The organism is Dactylosporangium sp. NPDC051485, from assembly GCF_040682015.1.
In the GTDB taxonomy this organism is placed as follows: domain Bacteria; phylum Actinomycetota; class Actinomycetes; order Mycobacteriales; family Micromonosporaceae; genus Dactylosporangium.
In genome coordinates this window covers 1-19,617 of record NZ_JBFAZW010000091.1, presented here as the reverse complement: position 1 = coordinate 19,617, position 19,617 = coordinate 1, and the positions used below count along the sequence as shown (strand labels likewise).

Here is a 19,617-nt window from a genome sequence, read left to right as displayed (position 1 = left end):
GGGCCCTTGACCTGCGGTGGGCAATGACTTGGGACTAGCCCGGATCATCCGTGAAGGTGCACAGGGCCGCGGTGGCGTCGTCCTGGCGCTTCCAGCGTCGGCCGGTACCGGCGCCGTTGCCGTGGGACTCCTCGGTCCGCCGGACCTGCTGAATGATCGCATCCGGTCCGTGCCGGGAGATCGCATCGAGCAGGGCAGCCCAGTCCATCCGGCGGTAGAGGTCGACAAGGCACGAGACGCCGTCGGTGAGCAGCGCCGCGCGCCGCACCCCGTCGGCACCGCGGGTCGGGAAGCTGCCGGTCATCGCATGGTATGCGGCATCAGGAACGCTGTTGGCGACCCAGTACCCGCCCGCCGTGTTCGTCAGCTGGTACTTGTGGGCGAAGTACGCATCCCGCCACGACAGGAATTCGGGGCTGCCCATCGGCGCGCCGGGCACCGGATGGAGCCGGTCGAGTTCGGCGACGACGTCGGAGAACCGGCGGTCGGTGAGCGCGAGCACGTCGTCGCCGTGCTCGACCACCAGCGTGGTGTCGGACAGGATGAGGTATTCGAACCGGTTTCCGGTGGAGCGGACGAGACAGACCGTCGCCGCCGGGGTCGCCGGGTTGCCCAGGTCACAGTGTCCGTCGTGGTCGCGGCGCACCATGTCGATGGCGGCGGCGAGGCTGTCGCCGAGGGAGGGCGCCGTTGCTGCGGGAGCGGCCTCCGACAGGTGGGCCGACAGCCGGCGGACGTACCAAGCTGGATTGTGTCGGCATCCTGTGTTGACCCCCTCGGGCGCCGTGACGCCGTCGAGTACCCCGACCATCGGCCCCGCATGGAACGCGGTGTCCTCGTTCTCCTGCCGGTCCGGTGCCGGCTCCGACGCGAAACGAACCTGCATGGTGCCTCCGCCCGTGGTAGTTCATCGTAGGCACTGCCGACACTCGCCACGGCAATGTCCCGTCAGAGCAGCGGTGCCAGCCCCCCAACGATCCCGCCGCCCTCGAGACACCCACATCAGTGCCTGTCCGGGGTTACTGGCGGTGCAGCAGGTGCTTGTACGTTTCGCGGATGGAGTCACCCGCCGCTCGAACTTCGTGGTCGTCGCTGCGAAGCGCATCGGAGGCTATGAACTCGATGGTGTCACCCGCATCAAGCCTCGCCAGCAGGCCAGCCAGCTGCACGTAGTCCTCCGGGTCGCGCATTGGGATGTGCTCCGCGACACACTGGACCACTTGTGGGAGCACCAGTTCCCGAGATCCCACCGCCAGCAGTTCGACCGCCGCTCCCTCCCATCTCCCTCCGAGCGTAAACGTGAAAATTTGCGGTACATAGTTCGAGACTTCGGACGGGAATGCCCGAAAATAGCTCATCGCCACTCGCTGCTCCCACGTATCCGCGCCAACAGACAGCGACGCCGCCAGGATTTCCGCCCTGTTGGCGACCGGTGAAATTCGGCACGCAATTTCACCGCCGCGCGCTCGGCGGCCACCAGCGCTTTCCACACGTCATCTTCGATCATCGGGTCACCCCCTTCTCCGCCGCCAGTCCATTCAATCTTGGGATTGATTACCACCCGGCTGGACTATTTAGTCTTCTCCCCTGCATTTGTCCATCCGCTGTCGGCCAACTCTTGACGAAACTCTTCGACCGGCCGCTTTGCCCCTCCGGAGGAGGGGCTGGAACAGTCACCCGGTTGGTGTCGGTGCCACCGCGAGGGCTCGAACAGTGGCCTCGAGTTCGTTGCGGGTGACTTTGCTGCGAGCGACGGCTGCTACGTTGCCGGCCTGGTCAAGGACGACGGTGTTCGGGAGCGTGCGGGCCGAAATCGCGGGAAAGATCAGCGGGATCTCGCCAGCCGGATCGAACAGGCTCGGATAGGTCAAATGATAGGAGTCGACGAATTTCCTGGCCGAGTCGTGGTCATCGTTGACGTTCACGCCAAGCAGATGCACACCGAGGCCAGCGGTGGCGTCGGCGACAGCCTGCAGATCCGGCGCTTCGTCACCGCAGGGCGCACACCAGGACGCCCAGAAGTTCACCACCACAACGGAGCCGCGCCATTCGGCGAGCCGAAACGCGCTGTTGTCGAGGAGATGTCCGGTCAACGCCGGCGCGGCCTGACGGCTCGCTAGCGGAAATTGGAGGATTGCGGTAGCGGAGGGACGCGCCGCACCATCCTCCCGGCCGTTCGTGGCATTCGTTTGCTGCAAATACCACGCCGCCGCCATACTGACCGCGACGATTGTGCATGCAGCAACGCGACGACGTGTGGACAACGCACCCCCCTAGAGGTCGATGCACCTCTCGAAATTCGGGTAGACGGTAGCTCATCCCCGCCTGTTCACCCATGAAAGCCCCCGCGAACTGCGGCACAGCTTCGTCTTGATCGCCTCGGCCCTCGGTCTGACCTTGGAGCAGATTGCCGATCTCGTCGGACACGCCGGGACGGTCGTGACGGGAAAAGCTCTACCGCCACCAATTGCGCCCGGTGTTGGTGAGCGGAGCAGAGGTCGCGGACCGGCTGTTCGGCATGCCCGGTGGGGCGGCTGCGGCGCCCTGGACCCCCCGAACGAATCAAGGGCCGTTCCCGACGCGCGCCGGCGCTGGTGGAGCGGTGCATCGCCGACGCGAAAGAGGCCGGATGGGACCCAGGTCGGCGAGGATCAGTAATCCGAGTCCAGTTGGCGGCGCACGCATCTTAGGGGCCGCCGCGCAGGCCGCGAGTCACGGACAAAGCACTGCCAAGAGATTGCGGCGCGTCCAGTCAAGGGAGCCAAGGGCCGGGTCCCCCGAACAGCGGCCGGCGGCTGGCTCATCCGGCCAGCGAAGCGAGGCCAGTGCCGATGCGAAGCGAGGCATGGGGGGCGCGGGGTGGGAACCCCCCGCTTGCGAGCGAAGCGAGCGGAAACATCCACCGCCGAGCATGACGAAAGGGACGGAGTCCATGAGTAGACTCCGCCCCTCTGCGGTGGGCGATACTGGGATCGAACCAGTGACCTCTTCGGTGTGAACGCCGTTCCGGCGGCCCGTGAGCTACCTAATTCCGTTGTGGTGCAAGGCTTTCAAGTCTGCGAACGTCCGCCGTTGTGCGTGGCTGCCCACCCCCGTAACCCCCGACTTTGCCCCCACGCGGACGGCCTGGTGCAGGGAGGGGCGGTCCTGTGTTCCAGCCGTGCCGAGTGCGGCCAAGAAAATGGTTCACTGTTGCCGGACCAATGGGGGAGCGTGGACGGGAGTAGCGGGTTGAGCCGTTTGGAGGCGTCGCTTGCCGCCGTCGACTGGTCGGGTGTCGAGGGTGGTTGTTGGCCCGACGGTCGCACCGGGCCGATGACCGCTGTGCCGGAGATGATGCGTGATCTCTGGCACGCCGATCCCGGCCGGCGTTTCAACGCGGTCAACGCCCTGGAAGCCGCTGGCTTCGAGTTCGCGGACCTCCGTCCGGCGACCCTGCCACTTGTCCCAGTGGTCGTGGCGGTGCTGGCCGATCCGCGCTCCGCCGGGGTGACGGTGCACGACTCTTGGGACCCGGAGCTGCCGGTGCGGGCCAAGCTGCTGGAGCTGCTGGGCACCGCGGCGACGGCTCCGGCGTGGGGTGGCACGGACGACGAGCTGCGGGCGAAGGCGGCGGCCGTCGCGGCCGGCGTCGAGGACCTGCCCCGCCCGGATCTGCTCGCCGGGTATGAGGCATCTGATCGGCTCGGGATGCGCGCAATGGCCGGCGGAGTGCTCGGCGACATCCTGCCGTACATCGAGGACCCGGATGTGCGAGTCGCGCACTGGGCGCTGTTCGCGGTGACCCGATTCGCGCAGCTGCTGCAGCCGGAGGTTCGCGGCGCGGCGGCGGACGGTGCGGCGGCTGAGCGTGTCGTGGTGGCGGTGGAGGGCCTGCTGGCGGTCGCCGGGCGCGGTGACGGTGCGGTGAGCGTGTCGGGTGCGGCGGCTTATGCCCTCGGGGAGCTGGGTGCGGACACGGTTTCGCTGCTGGATCATCCGGCGTTGGTGGTGCGGGCGTGCGCGGCATTGTCGCTGTCGACCGCGGGTGATGCCCGCGCCGTCGCGGCGCTGGAGGAGGCGTTGCGGTACACCCCGGCGAACGACGATTGGCTTCACCCAGGGTCGCCGCTGCAGCGGAAGCGGCTGCACATGGAACTCGCGCAGGCCGCCGGGCCGCGGGCGGGCAGCTTCGACGAGCTCGTGCCCGGCGCGCTGGTGGTTGCCACGCCGGCGGCGGAGTCGAACGAGGCCGGATGGGGGCCGCTGCTGCCGGCGGCGTTCCCGCCCGGATGGCCCGACCGGCCGCTCACTAGCAACCAGCGGGAGTTCCTGGGTCGGCTGGTCGACGACGATGGCATCTGGGGCGAACGGGCAAAGTACACCATGCCGTACTTCGCCGAGGTCGGACTGCCCCAGGACCGCGATGCCTGCCAGACGCTGCTCGACGATCCTGACAACGCCAGGCGGCCGCGACACCAGTGATCAAGGTGCCACGGCCCGGAACGGCAGTCATGGAGAAGGTCTCAACTGCCCCGCCGAGTGGGGCGATAGTTAGACCCCCTGAACGGATCAAGGGCCGTTTCCGATCATAGGAAACGGCCCTTGAGCTGCGGTGGGCGATACTGGGATCGAACCAGTGACCTCTTCGGTGTGAACGCCGTGGCGTCCACGCCAGACCTGCTGAAACTCGTTGTGCCGCAACGGTTCTAGGTCCGCGAGGGTTCGCCAGTGTACGTGGCTGTTCGCAGCCGTGACCCCCTGATAGCCCCCACCAAGACGGCTGGAGCATGGGGGTGATCACCGATGTTCGGAGGCGCAGCATGCTTGGTCCGGCGGAGACTTCCGAAGGGCGACGGTAGGTGTTTCATGGCGACTGTCAGGACGGTAGAGGCGGACCTGGGGTGGCGAATCCCGGACGTTTTGCGCGATGTCTATGAAGGGCGCATCGCTACAGGAGAGCCGTTCATCTATCCACTGGATGGCATCGTTGAGCGAAATGCCACCTTCGAGATCTCCGAATATGGGCCTGACCTGGTCTTGATCGGCGACGATGGCGGCGGTCGAGGTTTCTTCATCGTCCGCGGCGATCCTGATCCGGATCCCGATCTTCTTGCAATTGACCTCGGCGCTGTCGGGTCCGATGAAGGGGAGGTGCTGGGACGGCTGTCTGTGTTGTTGGCTCGAGGATTTGATTTCGTTGAATCCGCTTCGTATCGGGGAATTTCCGAGGCACGCATCGACACAGTCGACGTGTTGCTCGCAAAGAAGCCTGAGGCGGGGACTCGCGCTATCTGGGAAATTCGCCGTTCGTTGCGGCTGTCTATGGCTTTGAGTGAACTGGCCGGACGGGACGCGGAATACCCGATAGTACTGCTTTCCAAGGTTCGACTTGTCAAGTATGAGAAGCTGATTAGTGCGCTAAATCAAAGCTTCGAATGTCTCGACGTCCGTCCGCACGGGCTGTAACCGGGAATCGGGCGGTTGTTGCAGCTCACTTCGCCGAGGACGGTGTGTCACCTGCTGGACTTGGTGGTTCTTCTGTTGGTAGATCGTGAGACGCGTCCTGGAACGACAACGCGGATTGGGGTTGTAGTGCGCGGTCGGAGGTACCGGATCCGGGTAAGCGGGCGGACGAACCGCGTCCTGTTGCTGGTCATCACCGTTTGGTGCACGGTCTTTGGCTTGTTACTCGGCTGGGCCGCCTTGGATGAGGCGCGTGGCGGAGTGGTCGACGCTGAGGTCGTCGACATCAAGTCGAACTTTCCAGGTCGACGAGTGTATGACGTTAGGTTCGAAGCGGCCGGGCGAGTGTGTGAGTCCCGTGTGGACTCCGGCTCCAACCCGGTGCCTCGCGACATCTACGTTGGCGGGCACTCGCGCCTTCAATATTCCGCGTCGGACCCGTGCGGGAAGGTGCGCGAAACCATCGCCGCACCGCTTTGGCCATTTGCCATCGTCGCGGTGGTCATCATGGTGGCTTGCTGGGTGGGGGTGTGGCGGCTTCGCCTGAACCGGACCGAGCCGGCAGGTGCGGGACCGCCGGCCGAGCGTCGCCAAGCCTCGTGATCACGTAGAAGCCCGACACGGTGAGCGCTCAGTACCCGCCGACAGGGCACGGCTAGCTGCGACGGTCCGGATGCCCAGTGTTCACCGTTCCGGTGAGCGCTGGGCATCGTCGTGTCCGGCCGAGGGACGCGGGGCCGCTGGGGGGCCGCCGCGCCGAAGCCGAAGGCGAGAGGCGCGGTGAGTCCCCGAGCGGGCGGGCCGCACTTGATGCCTTTGCTGACGATTTGCTGACGCCGGACGACGAGGAATGATTAAACGGCAGGTCACGGACACTCGCTAAAGTGGCTATGACCTGCCGTTCCGTACGCGGTGGGCGATACTGGGATCGAACCAGTGACCTCTTCGGTGTGAACGCCATGGCGTCCACACTGGACCTGCTGAAACCCGTTGTGTCGCAACGGTTCTAGGTCCGCGAGCGTTCACTGGTGTGCGTGGCTGTTCACCCCCGTGACCCCCACAGTTGACCCCTCGGAACGGCGGAACAGAGGGCGCGTATCGTCGCGCCATGCCCCTGCGGCGAAGCGGCTTGGCCTGGCGCGGGCAGGTGTGGTCTGGCTGCCTTGGGTGTGCGGCGGGAGGCCGCGGCGGGTTCTGGCATCCCGGAGCGTCGGGTCCAGGTCGGGTTGCCCTGGCCGCCGGAGGCCGGTCCCGGGTGCAGGGCCGGTTGCCCTGCCCGACGGAGGCGAGGCTCGCACGCAGGGTCCAGAGTGGGCAGTGCTACATACAGCGGAGGCTATCGGCCGCGGGCCGGGTGGCAGAGGATGTCGCTTGTGCAGACGCCTCGCGACGAGCAGCCAGCAGGTAAGTCACCAGTGGTGGTGGGGGTGATTGCCATCCTTGCGATGCTGTGCTGTCTCTGCGGCTGCATAGGGAGTCTTTTCGACCCCGACTTCGTAGCCGCCCTCAGCCCGTTCAACTGGTGGTGACTCAGAATGAGGGGAGTCGGGCCGCACTGCCAGAACGCGCGTGAACGGGCTGCTCGCCGGTCTGACGGAGGCGTGGGAAGCGGCACTGGACGCGCGGCGAGCGATGTGCGCGGGATCACCCGTGCGGGTCCTCGACGACCTGCTGCGGGAGCGCTGACGTGGCTGGCCGCCGGATCTCAGGAACAAGATCGTCTCCAGGATTTCTCCTGATCATGACCGGAACAAGCGAAACGGCCGCCCCTCCGGAGAGGAAGACGGCCGTGACCTGAAAAGCTGCGGTGGGCGATACTGGGATCGAACCAGTGACCTCTTCGGTGTGAAGGAGGTCGGGGCGTCAGATCGCCGGGATGCAAAGGATCTTCAAGTTAACTAAACTCCAGGTCAGAAGACGAATTTCCATGGGGCTTGGTGTTTCTCGATGAGGCTCCATGGGTCTGGGTTGACGGTCAAATGACGGTCAATGATCTTGGAGGCGACGTGGGCTTCTCCCGACCTCGTACCGGCAAGAGCGGCAAGCCGCGGTACACCGCCTACTACATCGACATCCGCGGCCAGGAGCGCTCGGCGGGTACTTACGGCAGCGAGAAGGCGGCCGACCGCGCGTGGCACAAGGCCGAGGAAGAGGTCGCTGCCGGCAAGGTCGGCGACCCCCGTCGCGGACGGCAGACCTTCAGGCGGTACGTCGAGACGGAGTGGTTTCCGAACCATCAGCTTGAGGCGACGACTCGCCAGACGTATACCTACCTGCTTGACCGATACATCCTGCCGGGACTCGGCCCGATGCGGATGGTTGACATTCTCCCCTTTCACGTCAGGGAGTGGATTGTCAAGCTCCAGCGGGAGGGCGCGAAACCACCGACGATTCGGTACTGCAAGGTGATTGTCGACGCCATCTTTACCACTGCCCTCAACGATCAGGTGACCTTCTTGCATGCCGGGAAAGGCGTGAAGACGCCTCCTGTGGCTACCAAGCCCCGACGAATCGTCACGCCGGATCAGTTCGACTCAATCTACGTTGCACTCCCGAACGACGATATGCGACTGCTCGTCGAGACTGACATCGAGACCGGTTGTCGTTGGGGCGAACTCACTGAGTTGCGACCCAAAGATTTCGACTTCTCCGCAGGCGTTCTCACCGTCGCGCGGGTGGTCGTTGAGCTAAACCCGAAGTTCCACCCAGAAGGCAAGCGGTTCCTCGTAAAGGATTATCCGAAGGACGGGGAGTGGCGGCAGTTCCGCGTTGCGGATCATCTTCTAGATAAGATCAAGACGCAGGTCGCCACACTCGGCCTCGGCCCTGACGATCTGCTGTTCGAGGTCCGTCAACCGGATGGTCCGCGTCGACGGATTCCCGAGGTGCTACCGGCCCCGGCGACCCTCGGCCGAACGGAGCCGAACGACAAGGGCCGCACGTACTTCCACGGCACGCCAACAGCGTATGGGGCGGGCAAGTGTCGGTGCCGTTACTGCAGAGACGCCGTCGCTGCCTACCGGGCGCAACGTCGCTCTGATGGAAAAGATCATCCACGGACTTCCCGAACCGTCGACACCGATGGTCACATCGGCCGTGACTGGTTCCGCCGCAATATCTGGATCAAGGCAGTCGCCGCCGCAGAGATCGGCTTTCACGTAACGCCGCACGGTCTGCGTCACGCCCACGCATCCTGGCTGTTGGCTGGCGGGGCAGACCTGCAGGTGGTGAAGGAACGACTCGGTCACGGCAGCATCGCTACCACAGAAAAGTACCTACACACGCTGCCCGGCACCGAGGACGCGGCGGTCAATGCATTGGCCCGCATACGGCGCGGACGCTGACACGGCGAAACGTAGATCGCGGCTGGCCAAAAACAGATGGGCCGGTTCCTGACGTACCGACTCCGAGCGCCGGCGCGGTTTGGGTACTGGCCATCGTCGGCGAGCCACGCCGCCGCGAGCTGGACGGACTCAAGTGGGGAGCGTCGACTTGGACGGCGGTGTCCTGCAGGTGCACTCGGGAGCGCACCACCGCGTCCCACAGCGGCTCCATCGAAAAGATCCACAAAGGCAGAAGCAAGCGCACGGTCGCTATTGGGCCTGCCGCGGTGGCCGTGCTCCGCGCTCCCGGGTGCGGGCGGGCCGTCGAACTCGCTTGAAGCGCCTAAAGGTCGATGCATTCGGGTCATTGCGTTGCTGAGCTCGGTGACACCTACTGCAACAAGGCTCGCAGCACCGTATGACGGTCGGCATCGCTCAGCTCGCTGAGGCTTGCCAGTACGTAGCTGGTGGCCATCGACAGTGGAACGGCGACCAAATAGGCGTTGCGGAGAAGGGTGGCGCTCAGTGGCAACGGGTCGGGTGCGTGCTGCTGGTCAACGTCGTCGCTGTCGGCGAGCGCTCGCCGGGCGGCGGTCACGAGATTGGATGCCAGTTCGCCCTGGGCGGCCGTGTTCTGAAGTGCAAGGGCGAGCAGGCGTGCGGCGATGTCGGTGGCTGTGAAGGGATCGGCGGTGGCGAGTGTTGCGCCGACTATGGCGGCGTAGAGCCAGTCCGGCGCGTCCAAGGGGCGATGTGGGCGCGCGGATTGGAGCAGGTCGACAAACAGGGTGGCTGTACGTGACCTGTTAGTCCATGCGGCCGGCCGTGAAAGGACAACCGCGACAGATGCAGGTGCCCATCCGTCGTCCTCGGCGAGTTCCATGAGGCGCTGTTCGTTGACGGGAAAGTCGCCTACCCGCGCTTTGATCATTGAGCGAACGGCTTCCTCGTGGCGATCGGACGTCAGGACGCTCTGTTCTAGCAGGTAAGCGAGGAGTGCCGGGGTGGATAGGGCCGAGAGTCCAACTTGACGCGCGACAGACCGCAGCACGTGATCGTCTGTCCAGATGGGTACCTGTTGGTCAAGCGCCAGGTCAATGACAGACATCCACCCGGCGAAGGCGGGCTCATCGGCGTCCGGGGCCGCGCGGCGCACCGGCCGCGGGTAACGGGTGAGTCCCTGGATCATTGCCAGCAACTGGGCTGATTGACGGGCGATCCGGTTGGCCTCGGCCTCCGGCACCTCGGCCATCCGCCCCGACCGGGCGTGAACGTCATAGAACCAGGTCGCCGTGGTCCGCTGGGTAAGGCTGTCGTGACCGTTGCGCGCGTCGCGCAGAATGTCATCGGTGGTGATGAGCCGGCTGAAGCTGCGCGCGGCCAACTCCCGAATGTCGGCCGGCAGCGTGACGAGAACCGCGACTGCGTCTATCCCGATCGCCACGTCCTTGTCGATGGCCGACCTCACAGCAGCCATGGAAGCAGTGAACTCGCGCGGATCGGGATGGAGCGCGGGAATGATCCCGACGCCTCGACGGACAATGATCTCCGTGTAGCTCCGTTTGATTGCCTGGGTGAGGATGCCCAGCGGCAGGCGTCCGATCATGAGATCTCGGGTCAAGCGCCGGCGGTGAACGAGTTCTTCCTCAGACGGTGTGACCATCTCGGTGAGGCGAGCGAGGAGTTCGGTGGTGTCGTCGGTACTGATCCTGCGCAGGTAGGGGCTGTCGGGCCACTGCTGGAAGAAGGCGTCGATCGCCCGGTGGAAGTCGGCGAGGACTGCGGGTGGCAGCGGGTCTTGGGAGGAGCCGGGAGCCAGTAGCGACGTGAGGACGTAGGCGCTGAATTGTTCCGACGTGCCGAAGCGGCGCAGCAGGGCAACCGATCCGTTAACCGCCTGGTCGGCCGGGCCGTAGCGACGGTGAAGTTCGATCCACATCTGCGCTTCGACGACGTTGCGCGGATCCAGCGGCTGCGGGGCCGTGGTGAGCGTGTGCCAGGCGGTTGCGAGGTCGCTGCGTCGCATGTGGATCTGGACAAGGGCCCAGCGACTCGACTCGTCGGCCGGCGCGAGCTGCATCAACGTCTGCAGTAGTTCGGTGGCACGATGCAGGTCGTGGCGGCCGTACGCAAGTTGTGCGGCCGATCTGACCGCGTCGGCCCTTCCCGGCCAGTCGGCTGCTGTCACGGCGAGCAGTGACTGCAGCTCCTGCTCAGCTTCGATGGTCCGGCCGGCCTCGGCGAGGGTGGTTGCCGCGCTGTAGCGCAGGGAGGGGTCGTGGTAGTCGTCTGCGGCCTCCAATAGCGTGCTTACGCAGCGATCGATCTGTCCGGCGGTCTTGTAAGCCTGGGCGAGACTCAGCGCGGCGGTGACCGAGGAGCGCCGCAGACCCCGCAACCTGGCGATGGCCGCGCCTGGGTTGCCCGCGGACAACTCGGCCATGGCCCGGATCTGTTCGCCTGCATCGGGATAGCGTGCCGCGAACTCGTCGAGCCCGGGTACGTCCTGGCTCTTGGCGGCCATCGCGTACCCGGTAAGTGCTTGGGCAAGCCGCTCATCGTTGTCACCGGCGAGGGCAACGGCTCGTCGCCAGTGAGGTTCGGGGTCGGTGCCGCTCCCCTCAGCGAGAAGCGCCTCAACGCGGGCCCGGGCGAACGGGTCCGTGAGGTGCTCGGCCGACGCCCGTGCCAAGGAGAGATCGCCAAGCTGGCTCGCCGCGACGGCCACGTACTCGCGCACTTCAGGCGAATGCGCTTCTGCCGCTGTTGCGCCGTCCTCGCCAGGCGTGCCGAGGCGGATGGCACCGACGAGGTCGATCGAGAGAACCGCCGCCTGGCAGGCGAGAGCCGTGGGCTCGGCGCTGTCGCCACGCCAGGCACGCCGTTCATCGCGGGCACGAACTGCAAGATCGCGAGCTTGCTGCAGGTCCCGGTACAGTGCCGGTGAGTCGCCCAGCCGTGCGCGGTACATGAGCATCCGAGCCCGGGCAATCGCCAAACCCGCCGTCCACTGCTGGTCGAGGGCACGGCCGGTCACCTCCAGGGCGGCCTGCAGCGAAGCCGCGCTGAAGGGTTCCTGCGGATCGCCAACAGCCAGTCGCAGCGCAAAACCTGACCGGATGGCCTGCTCCATGGGGTCATCGGGGACCCACTCCTGCAGATGGGCCGATGCCCTTGCAAGGTCGCCCTCGAACAGCGCGGCAACCGCACGCGCTAACGGGTCCGTGCTGTCGGCGCATCGGCCATATGCGGTCAGGGCCTCGTCACGACGAGCTGGGTCGCCAGTGTCGTCGAACAGTAGTGCGGCCCGGGCGAGCCAGCGGTAGCGGCGCGGGGCTCCTTCCTGAGCAGCCCGAACGAACAGGTCGGCGGCGAGGCGTCGTGCCCCGTACGCGGTGGCAAGTTCACCGGCCGCGGTCTGGACTTGCCAAGGCGCGTCGGTCAGCCATCGCGGTTCGGCGTCCTGCCATTCATCAACCACGTCGCCGGGCGGGGCGTCCATGCTGGTCAGGGTGGCGACCAGTCTCCATGTTCGTGTTCGGTCGTCGTGCCAGGAGGCCACGAGTCTGGAATGGGTCAGTGGTGGCAATCGATCAAGGCGATCCCGCAGCTGCTGTTCCTCGGCAGCTGTCTGCGTCGACGGTGCTGTGGCAGCGATTGGTGGGCCACCTGATCGACGTGCTGTGGGCGCGGCCTGCGCCGTCGGGTGGATGCCTCGACCCTCAAGATGTCGCCAAAGATCAGCCGCTTCCAACTCCTGGTGGATCTGGTCATCGGCGAACTGTCCCAGGATGTCGCTGACTGTGTCGGGATGGCCATCGACGAGGCCGCCCAGCCGTAGCCGGACCAGCTCAGCGAGGTTGCGTTCGTCCATGGTGTGGACGTCAACCCGTCGCAGATTCTTGAAGATGTGCTCGTCGTCGATTCCGGCCCAAAGGTTGCGTAAGCGGGTGAATCTGGCTCGCTGCTGCTCTGCGGCTAGGAAGTGTTCGTCGTACTCCGCCCATGTTTGGGCGTCTCTCGCCCGTTCGCACAATTCGCGCAGTTCATCGGCACTGGTACCCGAGGCAAAGACGCAGTACCCACCTGCCTGGAGCTTGGGGAGCCAGGCTTGGAGGAAGCCCTCGTTTGCCATTGCCGCGATCGTCCAGGCCCCCGCGTCGCGTTGCCGCTTGGACTGATACCAATACGGCGTTCCGCCGACGATCAGTCGGAACTCGGCACCCGCGCCCTCCTCGCCGGGCACCTCGATGCGCAGCGACTCGGCGACGCCCGCGATCACATCGAGCATCGCGCGTACCGTCCAGCGCCGTTCGTATCGGTTGCCCACCTTGTCGGCCGGGCCCCCGGCCATCGGCATGGGCGCTCCTCACGAAATGACCGACCGATTCTACGGCCCGACACCCCCACGGATAACGGACCACACCGACGCCTCCGAACAGAGCCGATGCGAACCGCCCAAGGCGCGCCTGGATCGCAACGGTCGGGCGGACGGGCACACTGTAGCGATGCAGGACACGGACCCGCTGCGCGCCCTGATATCCGAGTACGACCGGCTCCGGAGTCTGGACGGCGGCACGGTGACTCGTCAGGTCCGAGGGATCCGATTCAACGAGTTCATCGCCGACCTGCTCAGACTATGGGGCATCGACGCCCGCGCCTCCACCGCGACACCCGCCGGCGAGCTCGACGTCAGCTTCGCTTTCGGTGGACAGCGCTACATCGCCGAAGCCAAATGGACGCAGTCGAAGACGGACGCGGAACCGCTGGCCAAGCTGGGGCTACGACTGCGTCAGCGGATGCGCGGCACCATTGGCGTGTTCATCTCCATGGCCGGCTACACCCCGCAAGCCCTCGCCGCGCTTCCTGACGCCGGCGATCGCTCCATCCTGCTATTCGACCGCAGCCACATAGAGGCCATGGTCAGCGGCCTGGTCCCACCCGACGAACTCCTCGACCTCGCCTACGATCATGCCGCGTACAAGGGCGAGGCGTACGTGCCACTGCTCGATCTGCTGGCGCCGACGGTCTCTGCGCCGACGGTCACCTTCGAGGTACCGCCAAACGGTGCGAACGAGCGGCTATCCGTGGGGCTCTCCGCCCGCGTTGCGTGCACCGTTTCGGGAACCGGTCCACTCGGCATGGCATCGCTCGGCCCAGGCAAAATCCTCATTGCCGGCGAGGACGGCATGGCCGAGGTCGATCACATCAAACGGACGGCTGCGTGGCGGGTTCCGGTCCGCGGCAGCCATGGCAATCCGGTCCTCCGTCCAGACGGTTCGATCGCGTTTGCCCGCAGGCATGGCATCGGCGTGGTAGCCGACGGGCACCTCGCCGTCGTTGCAGGTGGCTTTCCCGACAGGTGCAGCCTGTTCACCAGGTCGGACGGCAGTGTGTGGGTCCTCGACCCGATCAACGAAGTCCTCAACCAGGTCACTCCGACCGTCGTCCGCCTCGGCGAACGGCTCGGTGAGGAGGAGCGCCACAAGATCAGCCCATCACCTCCCTGGCCGGTGGGTGCGGCCTGGCTCGACGAGACACGACTCGTTCTGGGTCATCAAAGTTCCTGCTCGCTGATCGAGCTCGATGAGGGGATCCCCGAGCAGGTACGCATTGCAACCGGCGACTGCGTCGGCCTGGTTCCGCTGGGCGGTGAGACGCTCCTGACGGTCAGCGGTCACGCCGATATTGATGTTGCCGATCTGGTCACCGGCCGAAGTGCACGTGTGGGCGCCCTTCCTCATCGCCCCGCCGTCCGAGGCGTTGCCCAGGGCGACGAAACAACCACCTATGTGGCAGTTGGAACGCAGCACGACGTTACGGCGATCATTGCGGTCGAGTTCGAGATGCCTGCCGTCGAGGTTGTTGCACGGTCCTTCGCGGCAAGCGATTCGGGTGACCTTGCAGGCTACCGGGCGGAGGTTGTCGGGCTCGCGGGTAGGCATGTGACACCGTCGGGTCGCAGCGACGCGGAATTGCAGCAGGTCTACAACGACATGCTGCGGCTGGTGTACGACCAGTTGGGGAAGCCGGTGGGCGACCGAGTCCAAACCTTGGGGCTAGAACTCTCCCAAGATCATATGCGCCGGTCGGTCGAAGGTGGATGGCCTCCCGGATACGGCGGCAGTGCGAGCTGCCCTCGGTGGCGGCGGCCAGGTCAAGAAGGAGCTTGGCTGGAAGCATCGATCGGTCTGGGCTATCGGACCTGGCCGTCGCAGAGGTCGGACGACATCGTTCTCGCATTGATGTTGGCGATCATGAATGACCGGCAACAGCACACTCTGCTTACCCGATTCGTACTGGTTGCTGCGGGTGATCCTGAATTGGGCTCGGCCATCCAGCGGATCCTGGGCGACGTGGATCAGGTCCTTCCGACCGCAGTCGCCCTGCTCGCCGATCAGTGAGCCTCAGGTTCCGGCGTCCGGGCGCGAATATTGTCCGGATGTGTCCTGCAAAGTCGCGTGAACCTGCAGCTGAAGCCCACGCAGCGGACAGTTTGTGCGACACGATCGCTCGACTTCCTTTGGGACCATGGTCAACTGAGCTAGGGAAGGATGCTCGTGTTCGTTTCCGAGGTCACGGTCCGCAACCTGAGGTCGTGTCGGCATGTCCGGGTGCCGCTGCGTCGCGACGTGACCGTGCTGGCCGGGGAGAACAATGCTGGCAAGACGACCGTGATCACCGCGCTGCGGCAGCTGACTGAGTCGCTGGATGGCCGTCGGGGCACCGGTTTGGACGAGGACGATGTGTTCGACGGTGCGGCGGAGGCGGACCAGATCCGGCTGGCCGCGCGGCTGGATGAGATCGGGCCCTCGCAGGCGGGCACCTACCGGGAGGAGTTCTTGGAGGGTGTCGGCGCCGAGGGCTCACGGTCGTCGGCGTGGGCCTTGACCTACACCCGCCCGCCGGTCGGGAGACGGCGTGGCAGCGTGCTCTGGTCGGTCGGCGCAGGACGGGATATCACCGGTGAGCCCAAGGCCCGCACCGGGATTCGTCACGTTCACCTGCCGGCGCTGCGCGACGCCGTCCGGGACCTGGGCGTGGGCGGCGGGGCGCGCATCCGGGTGATGCTGGAGGCGCTGCTCGGCGGGCGCGAGGCCGTGAACGAGTTCGTCAGCCGGGCCGGGGCCCACCTGACAGCGCTTGCCGACGATGATGCCGTGAGGCAGGTCGGTGCGGCGGTGAGCGTTTCGCTGGGGTCGATCACGGCCGGGGCGCATCGGCAGCATGCGGGGTTGACGGTGACCGATCCGAGCCTTGGGTCGCTGGCGCGGGCGCTGCGGATGCTGCTCGGCGACGCTGAACTGCCGCTGACCGGGACCGTCGACGCCTCTGGGCTCGGTTATGCCAACGCGCTGTACATCGCGACGGTGCTTGCGGAGTTGGAGACCGCGCGTGAGGCGGACCTCACCTTGCTGCTGGTGGAGGAACCGGAGGCGCACCTGCATCCGCAGCTGCAGACCCTGCTGCTGCGCTATCTCAAGCGGCGGGCCGCGTCCTCACGCGCCCGGCCTGTCACCGACCCAGCTGAACCGGCCGGGCACATTCAGGTCGTGATCACCACCCACTCGCCGGTGCTGTCGGCGGCCGTCAGCGTGGAGGACCTGGTCGTCATGACCCGCGGCCCGCGCGGACAGGTTCCGGGCTGGGAGGCACGGGCGGTGCCCGTGGCCGGCCTCGGCTTGCAGCCCAAGGAGGTCCGCAAGCTCGACCGGTACCTCGACGTCACCAAGAGCATGCTGCTGTATGGGCCGCGGACCATTCTCGTCGAGGGGTTGTCCGAGGCGCTACTCCTGCCGTCCTTCGCTGAACTCGTCCTGGCCGCGCCGCTAGGTGCCGACGTCGCGCAGGCCAGGGCCGCCGAGGAGGCGATCGAACGGTTCCACGGCTCCGCCCTGGTTCTCGTCGACGGCGTCGACTTTGACCCGTACCTCAAGGTTTTGCTCACCCCGGTGGACGGGGTGCACATCGGGCAGCGGGTCGCCGTGATCACCGATACCGACGCTAAGGCTGCGGACGGCGAACCGAGCCGGGTGGCCAAGGCGCGCACGTTGGCCGGCGCGTACGCCGTCGGCGCCGACGTGCTCGATATTTTCCTCGCCCATCCCACGTTCGAACCGACGCTGGTGCTGCCCGGCAACGAGGAACTGCTGGGTGCGGCGTTCCTGGACTGTGCCCCGCGCTCGCAGGCCCGCTGGCAGGCCGTCATGGACACCGAGCCTGCCGGTCGGCCCGAGCGGTTCCGGCTGTTGTTCATCGACAAGAAGAAGGACGCCAACGTCGACGGCACCGCGATCTCGAAGGCGGAGTTTGCCCATGCCCTTGCCGACCGGTTGGTCCCGGGCTGCGGGTTCACTGTCCCCGGTCACCTGGCCCGCGCCGTCACGTTCATCGCCGCCGTCCCCACACCGGTGGTCGGGTGAGCGGCATGTCGGCACGTGAACGTGCTGACCAGGAACAGCTGGGGGCGATCACCGCCCCGGCACCGCTGTTCGTGCACGCCTGCCCGGGGGCCGGCAAGACCCACGTCGTCGTCTCCCGCCACCTCGCCGGGTCCTCGCCACAGCTGCGGCAGGGACGGGCGCTGCTGTCATTCACCCGCGCGGCCAGCCAGCAGATGCGCCGACGCTGCCAAACGCAGGCGCGCCCTGACGCGATCGCTTTCCCGCACTACCTCGGCACTCTGGACAGCTTCATCTTCGACGTGCTCGTCGCGCCCTACCTGCAGACCGACCGTTCTTGGCAACTCCTGGACTCCTGGGAGCGGCTACCCGCCTCGGTCAAACTCGACCGCGCGGTGCCCCTCCACGCCTTCCAGTTCGTCTACGACCCCGACACCAGCACCGAGACGGTCCGCCGGGACCTCCTCGACTCCACCACCGAGCGCATCATCGCTGGCAGCAGCCGCACGTGGAGCACCTGGGAACAACAGGCGAAGGACACCCGCCGCGACCTGTACCACAAGGGCTACCTGACCGGCCACGAGGCCCGCATCCTCGCGCTGCACACCCTACGAGGCAAAGGTGACGAGGTACTCGGCCCGCTGCGGTCCCGCTTCACCGAGATCATCATCGACGAAGCGCAGGACTGCTCCGTCGTCGACCTCGCCATCCTGGAACACCTCCACAACGGCGATGTTCCGCTCGTGGTGGTCGGCGACCCCGATCAGATGATCTACGGCTGGCGGAATGCCGACCCCAAGCGGCTCGCCGCGCTCGCCGACCGCCTTGGCCGCACGCTCACTCTGACCGGCAACCGGCGCAGCACACCCGGCATCTGCCGACTCGCCGCCACCTTGCGCACCGGTCAGCGCCCGCCTGACGTCAGCGTTGCCGATCACCCTCACGATCCGCCGATCCTGCTCATCGGCACCACGTTCGGTAACCGTGGCCGCGCCACGCACATCACCAGCGGCCGACCCGTGGTGGACGTGTTCGCCGAGCATGCCCAAGCCCACGGTGTCGCGGTGACCGAGCGTCTGGTCACCGCCCGTCTGCGCGCGACCCTGCCGGGCGCCGCCGCCCGCAACGCTCCCAACTCCAGCGATCGGCTGGCCCGGGCATGGCATACCGTGCACACCGGTAGCGGCGACGCCGACAGCAACGACCGTGCCTGCCGCGCTGCCGCCCGCCATCTACTCCGGTACTGGTACCCCGACAGCGGCGGGAGCCTCGAAACCATCTGCGCCACGCACCAGGTCCGGCTCGACGACCTGTTCCGCCATGCCTACGGGTTCCTGCATGGACTCCCGGAACCCGGTCCCAGTTGGCCGAAGGAAGTCAACCAGCGGATCAAGACCTGGCCGCGTCCCGTCACCGCCGCCCCGCGCGGCAACGCCGGGCAGCTCCGTACGGCGCCCGCCGGGCTGCCGGCCATCACGGCCACAGAACCGGTGTGCCGTATCGACAACGTCCATCAGGTCAAGGGCGACGAACATGACGCCGTGCTGCTTCTGCTGCCCGACGACGACATCCTGACCCGGTGGCGCGACGGCGACCCAGCCAGCGACGAGATCCTCCGCACCTGGTACGTCGCAGTCACCCGCGCCCGCCAAATGCTCGCCCTCGCCATTCCAGCAGACCAACTCGACGGTATGGAGCGGCATCTCGGGGCGCTCGGAGCGTCATGCACGGTGCAGTAGAAACGGATGCCCAGCGAGCAGCGCTGCGACGGGTCGACCCGCCCCTATGCTACGGCTGGCGACGCCGCACATGTCAGACCTTCGGAGCGTTGAGATCAACGAAGCGGACTACACCAGCGCTGAGCTCGACGCATCGCTGCACATCTTCAGAGGTGACGAGCAATAGGTCACCGTTGAGTTGTACGCCGGCGTCGGCGATCTGAGCGAGCACCTCATAGCGGCGTTTGCCGAGCTGCAGGTCGGTGAGCCGACCGAGATTGTGGGCCAGCGCGTTGCGGGTCTCGACAAAGCCCATGAACGCCTGCCAGTCCGGGAAGGCAGTCAGGACGACCGCGTACTGCTGCCACATTTGCACACGAGCATGCCAGGTCTTGATCTGCTCGTAGCCGAGACCTGGGTTCAACCGCATCAGCCGAGCGACGACGAAGGACTCGACGACGGTGACCACATCGGTCAGTGCGTTGCCGTGCCGGACCGCGGAGAAGTCCCGCACATGCCGGGGTCGATCACGGGCTGTGCGGTGTCCCGGCAGGTGCAGCAGCGCGCGGTAGTCGGTGGCACGGCTGGTGATCTGGGCGAGCGCCGCTTCGCCGAGGTCGGTCATGCCGGTAGTGCTAGGGCCTATCTGACGGATCTTGAAACGGGTACTGTGTGGCGTGGCCTGTGATCTGTCCGATGTGGAATGGGAACGGCTCGCGCCGCTGCTGC

At 66.3% G+C, this 19,617-nt stretch carries 11 protein-coding genes and 2 pseudogenes; 8 read left to right on the top strand and 5 right to left on the bottom strand.

What is annotated here, in order from left to right; all coding sequences use genetic code 11:
* Positions 1 to 34 precede the first annotated feature (34 nt).
* The 3 genes from AB0M46_RS37920 to AB0M46_RS37910 form a co-directional block, all read right to left on the bottom strand.
* Positions 35 to 886, bottom strand: a complete 852-nt coding sequence (locus tag AB0M46_RS37920; RefSeq protein WP_363344319.1) for a hypothetical protein — start codon at positions 884 to 886, stop codon at positions 35 to 37.
* 133 nt (positions 887 to 1,019) lie between these two features.
* Positions 1,020 to 1,364, bottom strand: coding sequence for a hypothetical protein (locus AB0M46_RS37915; protein ID WP_363344317.1), 345 nt, complete (start codon positions 1,362 to 1,364; stop codon positions 1,020 to 1,022).
* Between the two features lie 309 nt (positions 1,365 to 1,673).
* Positions 1,674 to 2,264 (bottom strand): TlpA disulfide reductase family protein, encoded by a 591-nt coding sequence (locus AB0M46_RS37910; RefSeq protein ID WP_363344315.1) that lies wholly within the window; start codon positions 2,262 to 2,264, stop codon positions 1,674 to 1,676.
* A gap of 73 nt (positions 2,265 to 2,337) precedes the next feature.
* On the opposite strand from AB0M46_RS37910, the pseudogene AB0M46_RS37905 reads away from it, so the two are divergent.
* The 5 genes and pseudogenes from AB0M46_RS37905 to AB0M46_RS37885 form a co-directional block, all read left to right on the top strand.
* Positions 2,338 to 2,518, top strand: a pseudogene (locus tag AB0M46_RS37905) (hypothetical protein); the annotation flags it as partial.
* 797 nt (positions 2,519 to 3,315) lie between these two features.
* Positions 3,316 to 4,464 (top strand): hypothetical protein, encoded by a 1,149-nt coding sequence (locus tag AB0M46_RS37900; RefSeq protein WP_363344313.1) that lies wholly within the window; start codon positions 3,316 to 3,318, stop codon positions 4,462 to 4,464.
* Positions 4,465 to 4,848: 384 nt separating this feature from the next.
* Entirely contained in the window at positions 4,849 to 5,448 is a 600-nt protein-coding gene (locus AB0M46_RS37895; RefSeq protein WP_363344311.1) for a hypothetical protein, read from the top strand.
* Positions 5,449 to 5,628: 180 nt separating this feature from the next.
* Positions 5,629 to 6,048, top strand: a complete 420-nt coding sequence (locus tag AB0M46_RS37890) for a hypothetical protein (RefSeq protein WP_363344309.1) — start codon at positions 5,629 to 5,631, stop codon at positions 6,046 to 6,048.
* 1,628 nt (positions 6,049 to 7,676) lie between these two features.
* Positions 7,677 to 8,789, top strand: a pseudogene (locus AB0M46_RS37885) (tyrosine-type recombinase/integrase); the annotation flags it as partial.
* Between the two features lie 370 nt (positions 8,790 to 9,159).
* Here the strand turns inward: AB0M46_RS37885 and AB0M46_RS37880 are convergent.
* Positions 9,160 to 13,128, bottom strand: a complete 3,969-nt coding sequence (locus tag AB0M46_RS37880) for a hypothetical protein (RefSeq protein ID WP_363344307.1) — start codon at positions 13,126 to 13,128, stop codon at positions 9,160 to 9,162.
* Positions 13,129 to 13,276: 148 nt separating this feature from the next.
* Between AB0M46_RS37880 and AB0M46_RS37875 the strand changes: the two genes are divergently transcribed.
* The 3 genes from AB0M46_RS37875 to AB0M46_RS37865 all read left to right on the top strand — a co-directional run bounded on the left by AB0M46_RS37875 (position 13,277) and on the right by AB0M46_RS37865 (position 18,909).
* Entirely contained in the window at positions 13,277 to 15,172 is a 1,896-nt protein-coding gene (locus tag AB0M46_RS37875) for a restriction endonuclease (protein ID WP_363344305.1), read from the top strand.
* A gap of 150 nt (positions 15,173 to 15,322) precedes the next feature.
* Positions 15,323 to 17,191, top strand: coding sequence for an AAA family ATPase (locus AB0M46_RS37870; RefSeq protein ID WP_363344303.1), 1,869 nt, complete (start codon positions 15,323 to 15,325; stop codon positions 17,189 to 17,191).
* Between the two features lie 5 nt (positions 17,192 to 17,196).
* Positions 17,197 to 18,909: an ATP-dependent helicase gene (locus tag AB0M46_RS37865; RefSeq protein WP_363344361.1), complete on the top strand. Its 1,713-nt coding sequence runs from the start codon at positions 17,197 to 17,199 to the stop codon at positions 18,907 to 18,909.
* A gap of 73 nt (positions 18,910 to 18,982) precedes the next feature.
* On the opposite strand, the gene AB0M46_RS37860 is transcribed toward AB0M46_RS37865, so the two are convergent.
* The gene (locus AB0M46_RS37860) at positions 18,983 to 19,513 is read right to left on the bottom strand and encodes a hypothetical protein (protein WP_363344301.1); all 531 of its coding nucleotides are present in this window, start codon (positions 19,511 to 19,513) and stop codon (positions 18,983 to 18,985) included.
* Positions 19,514 to 19,617 lie beyond the last annotated feature (104 nt).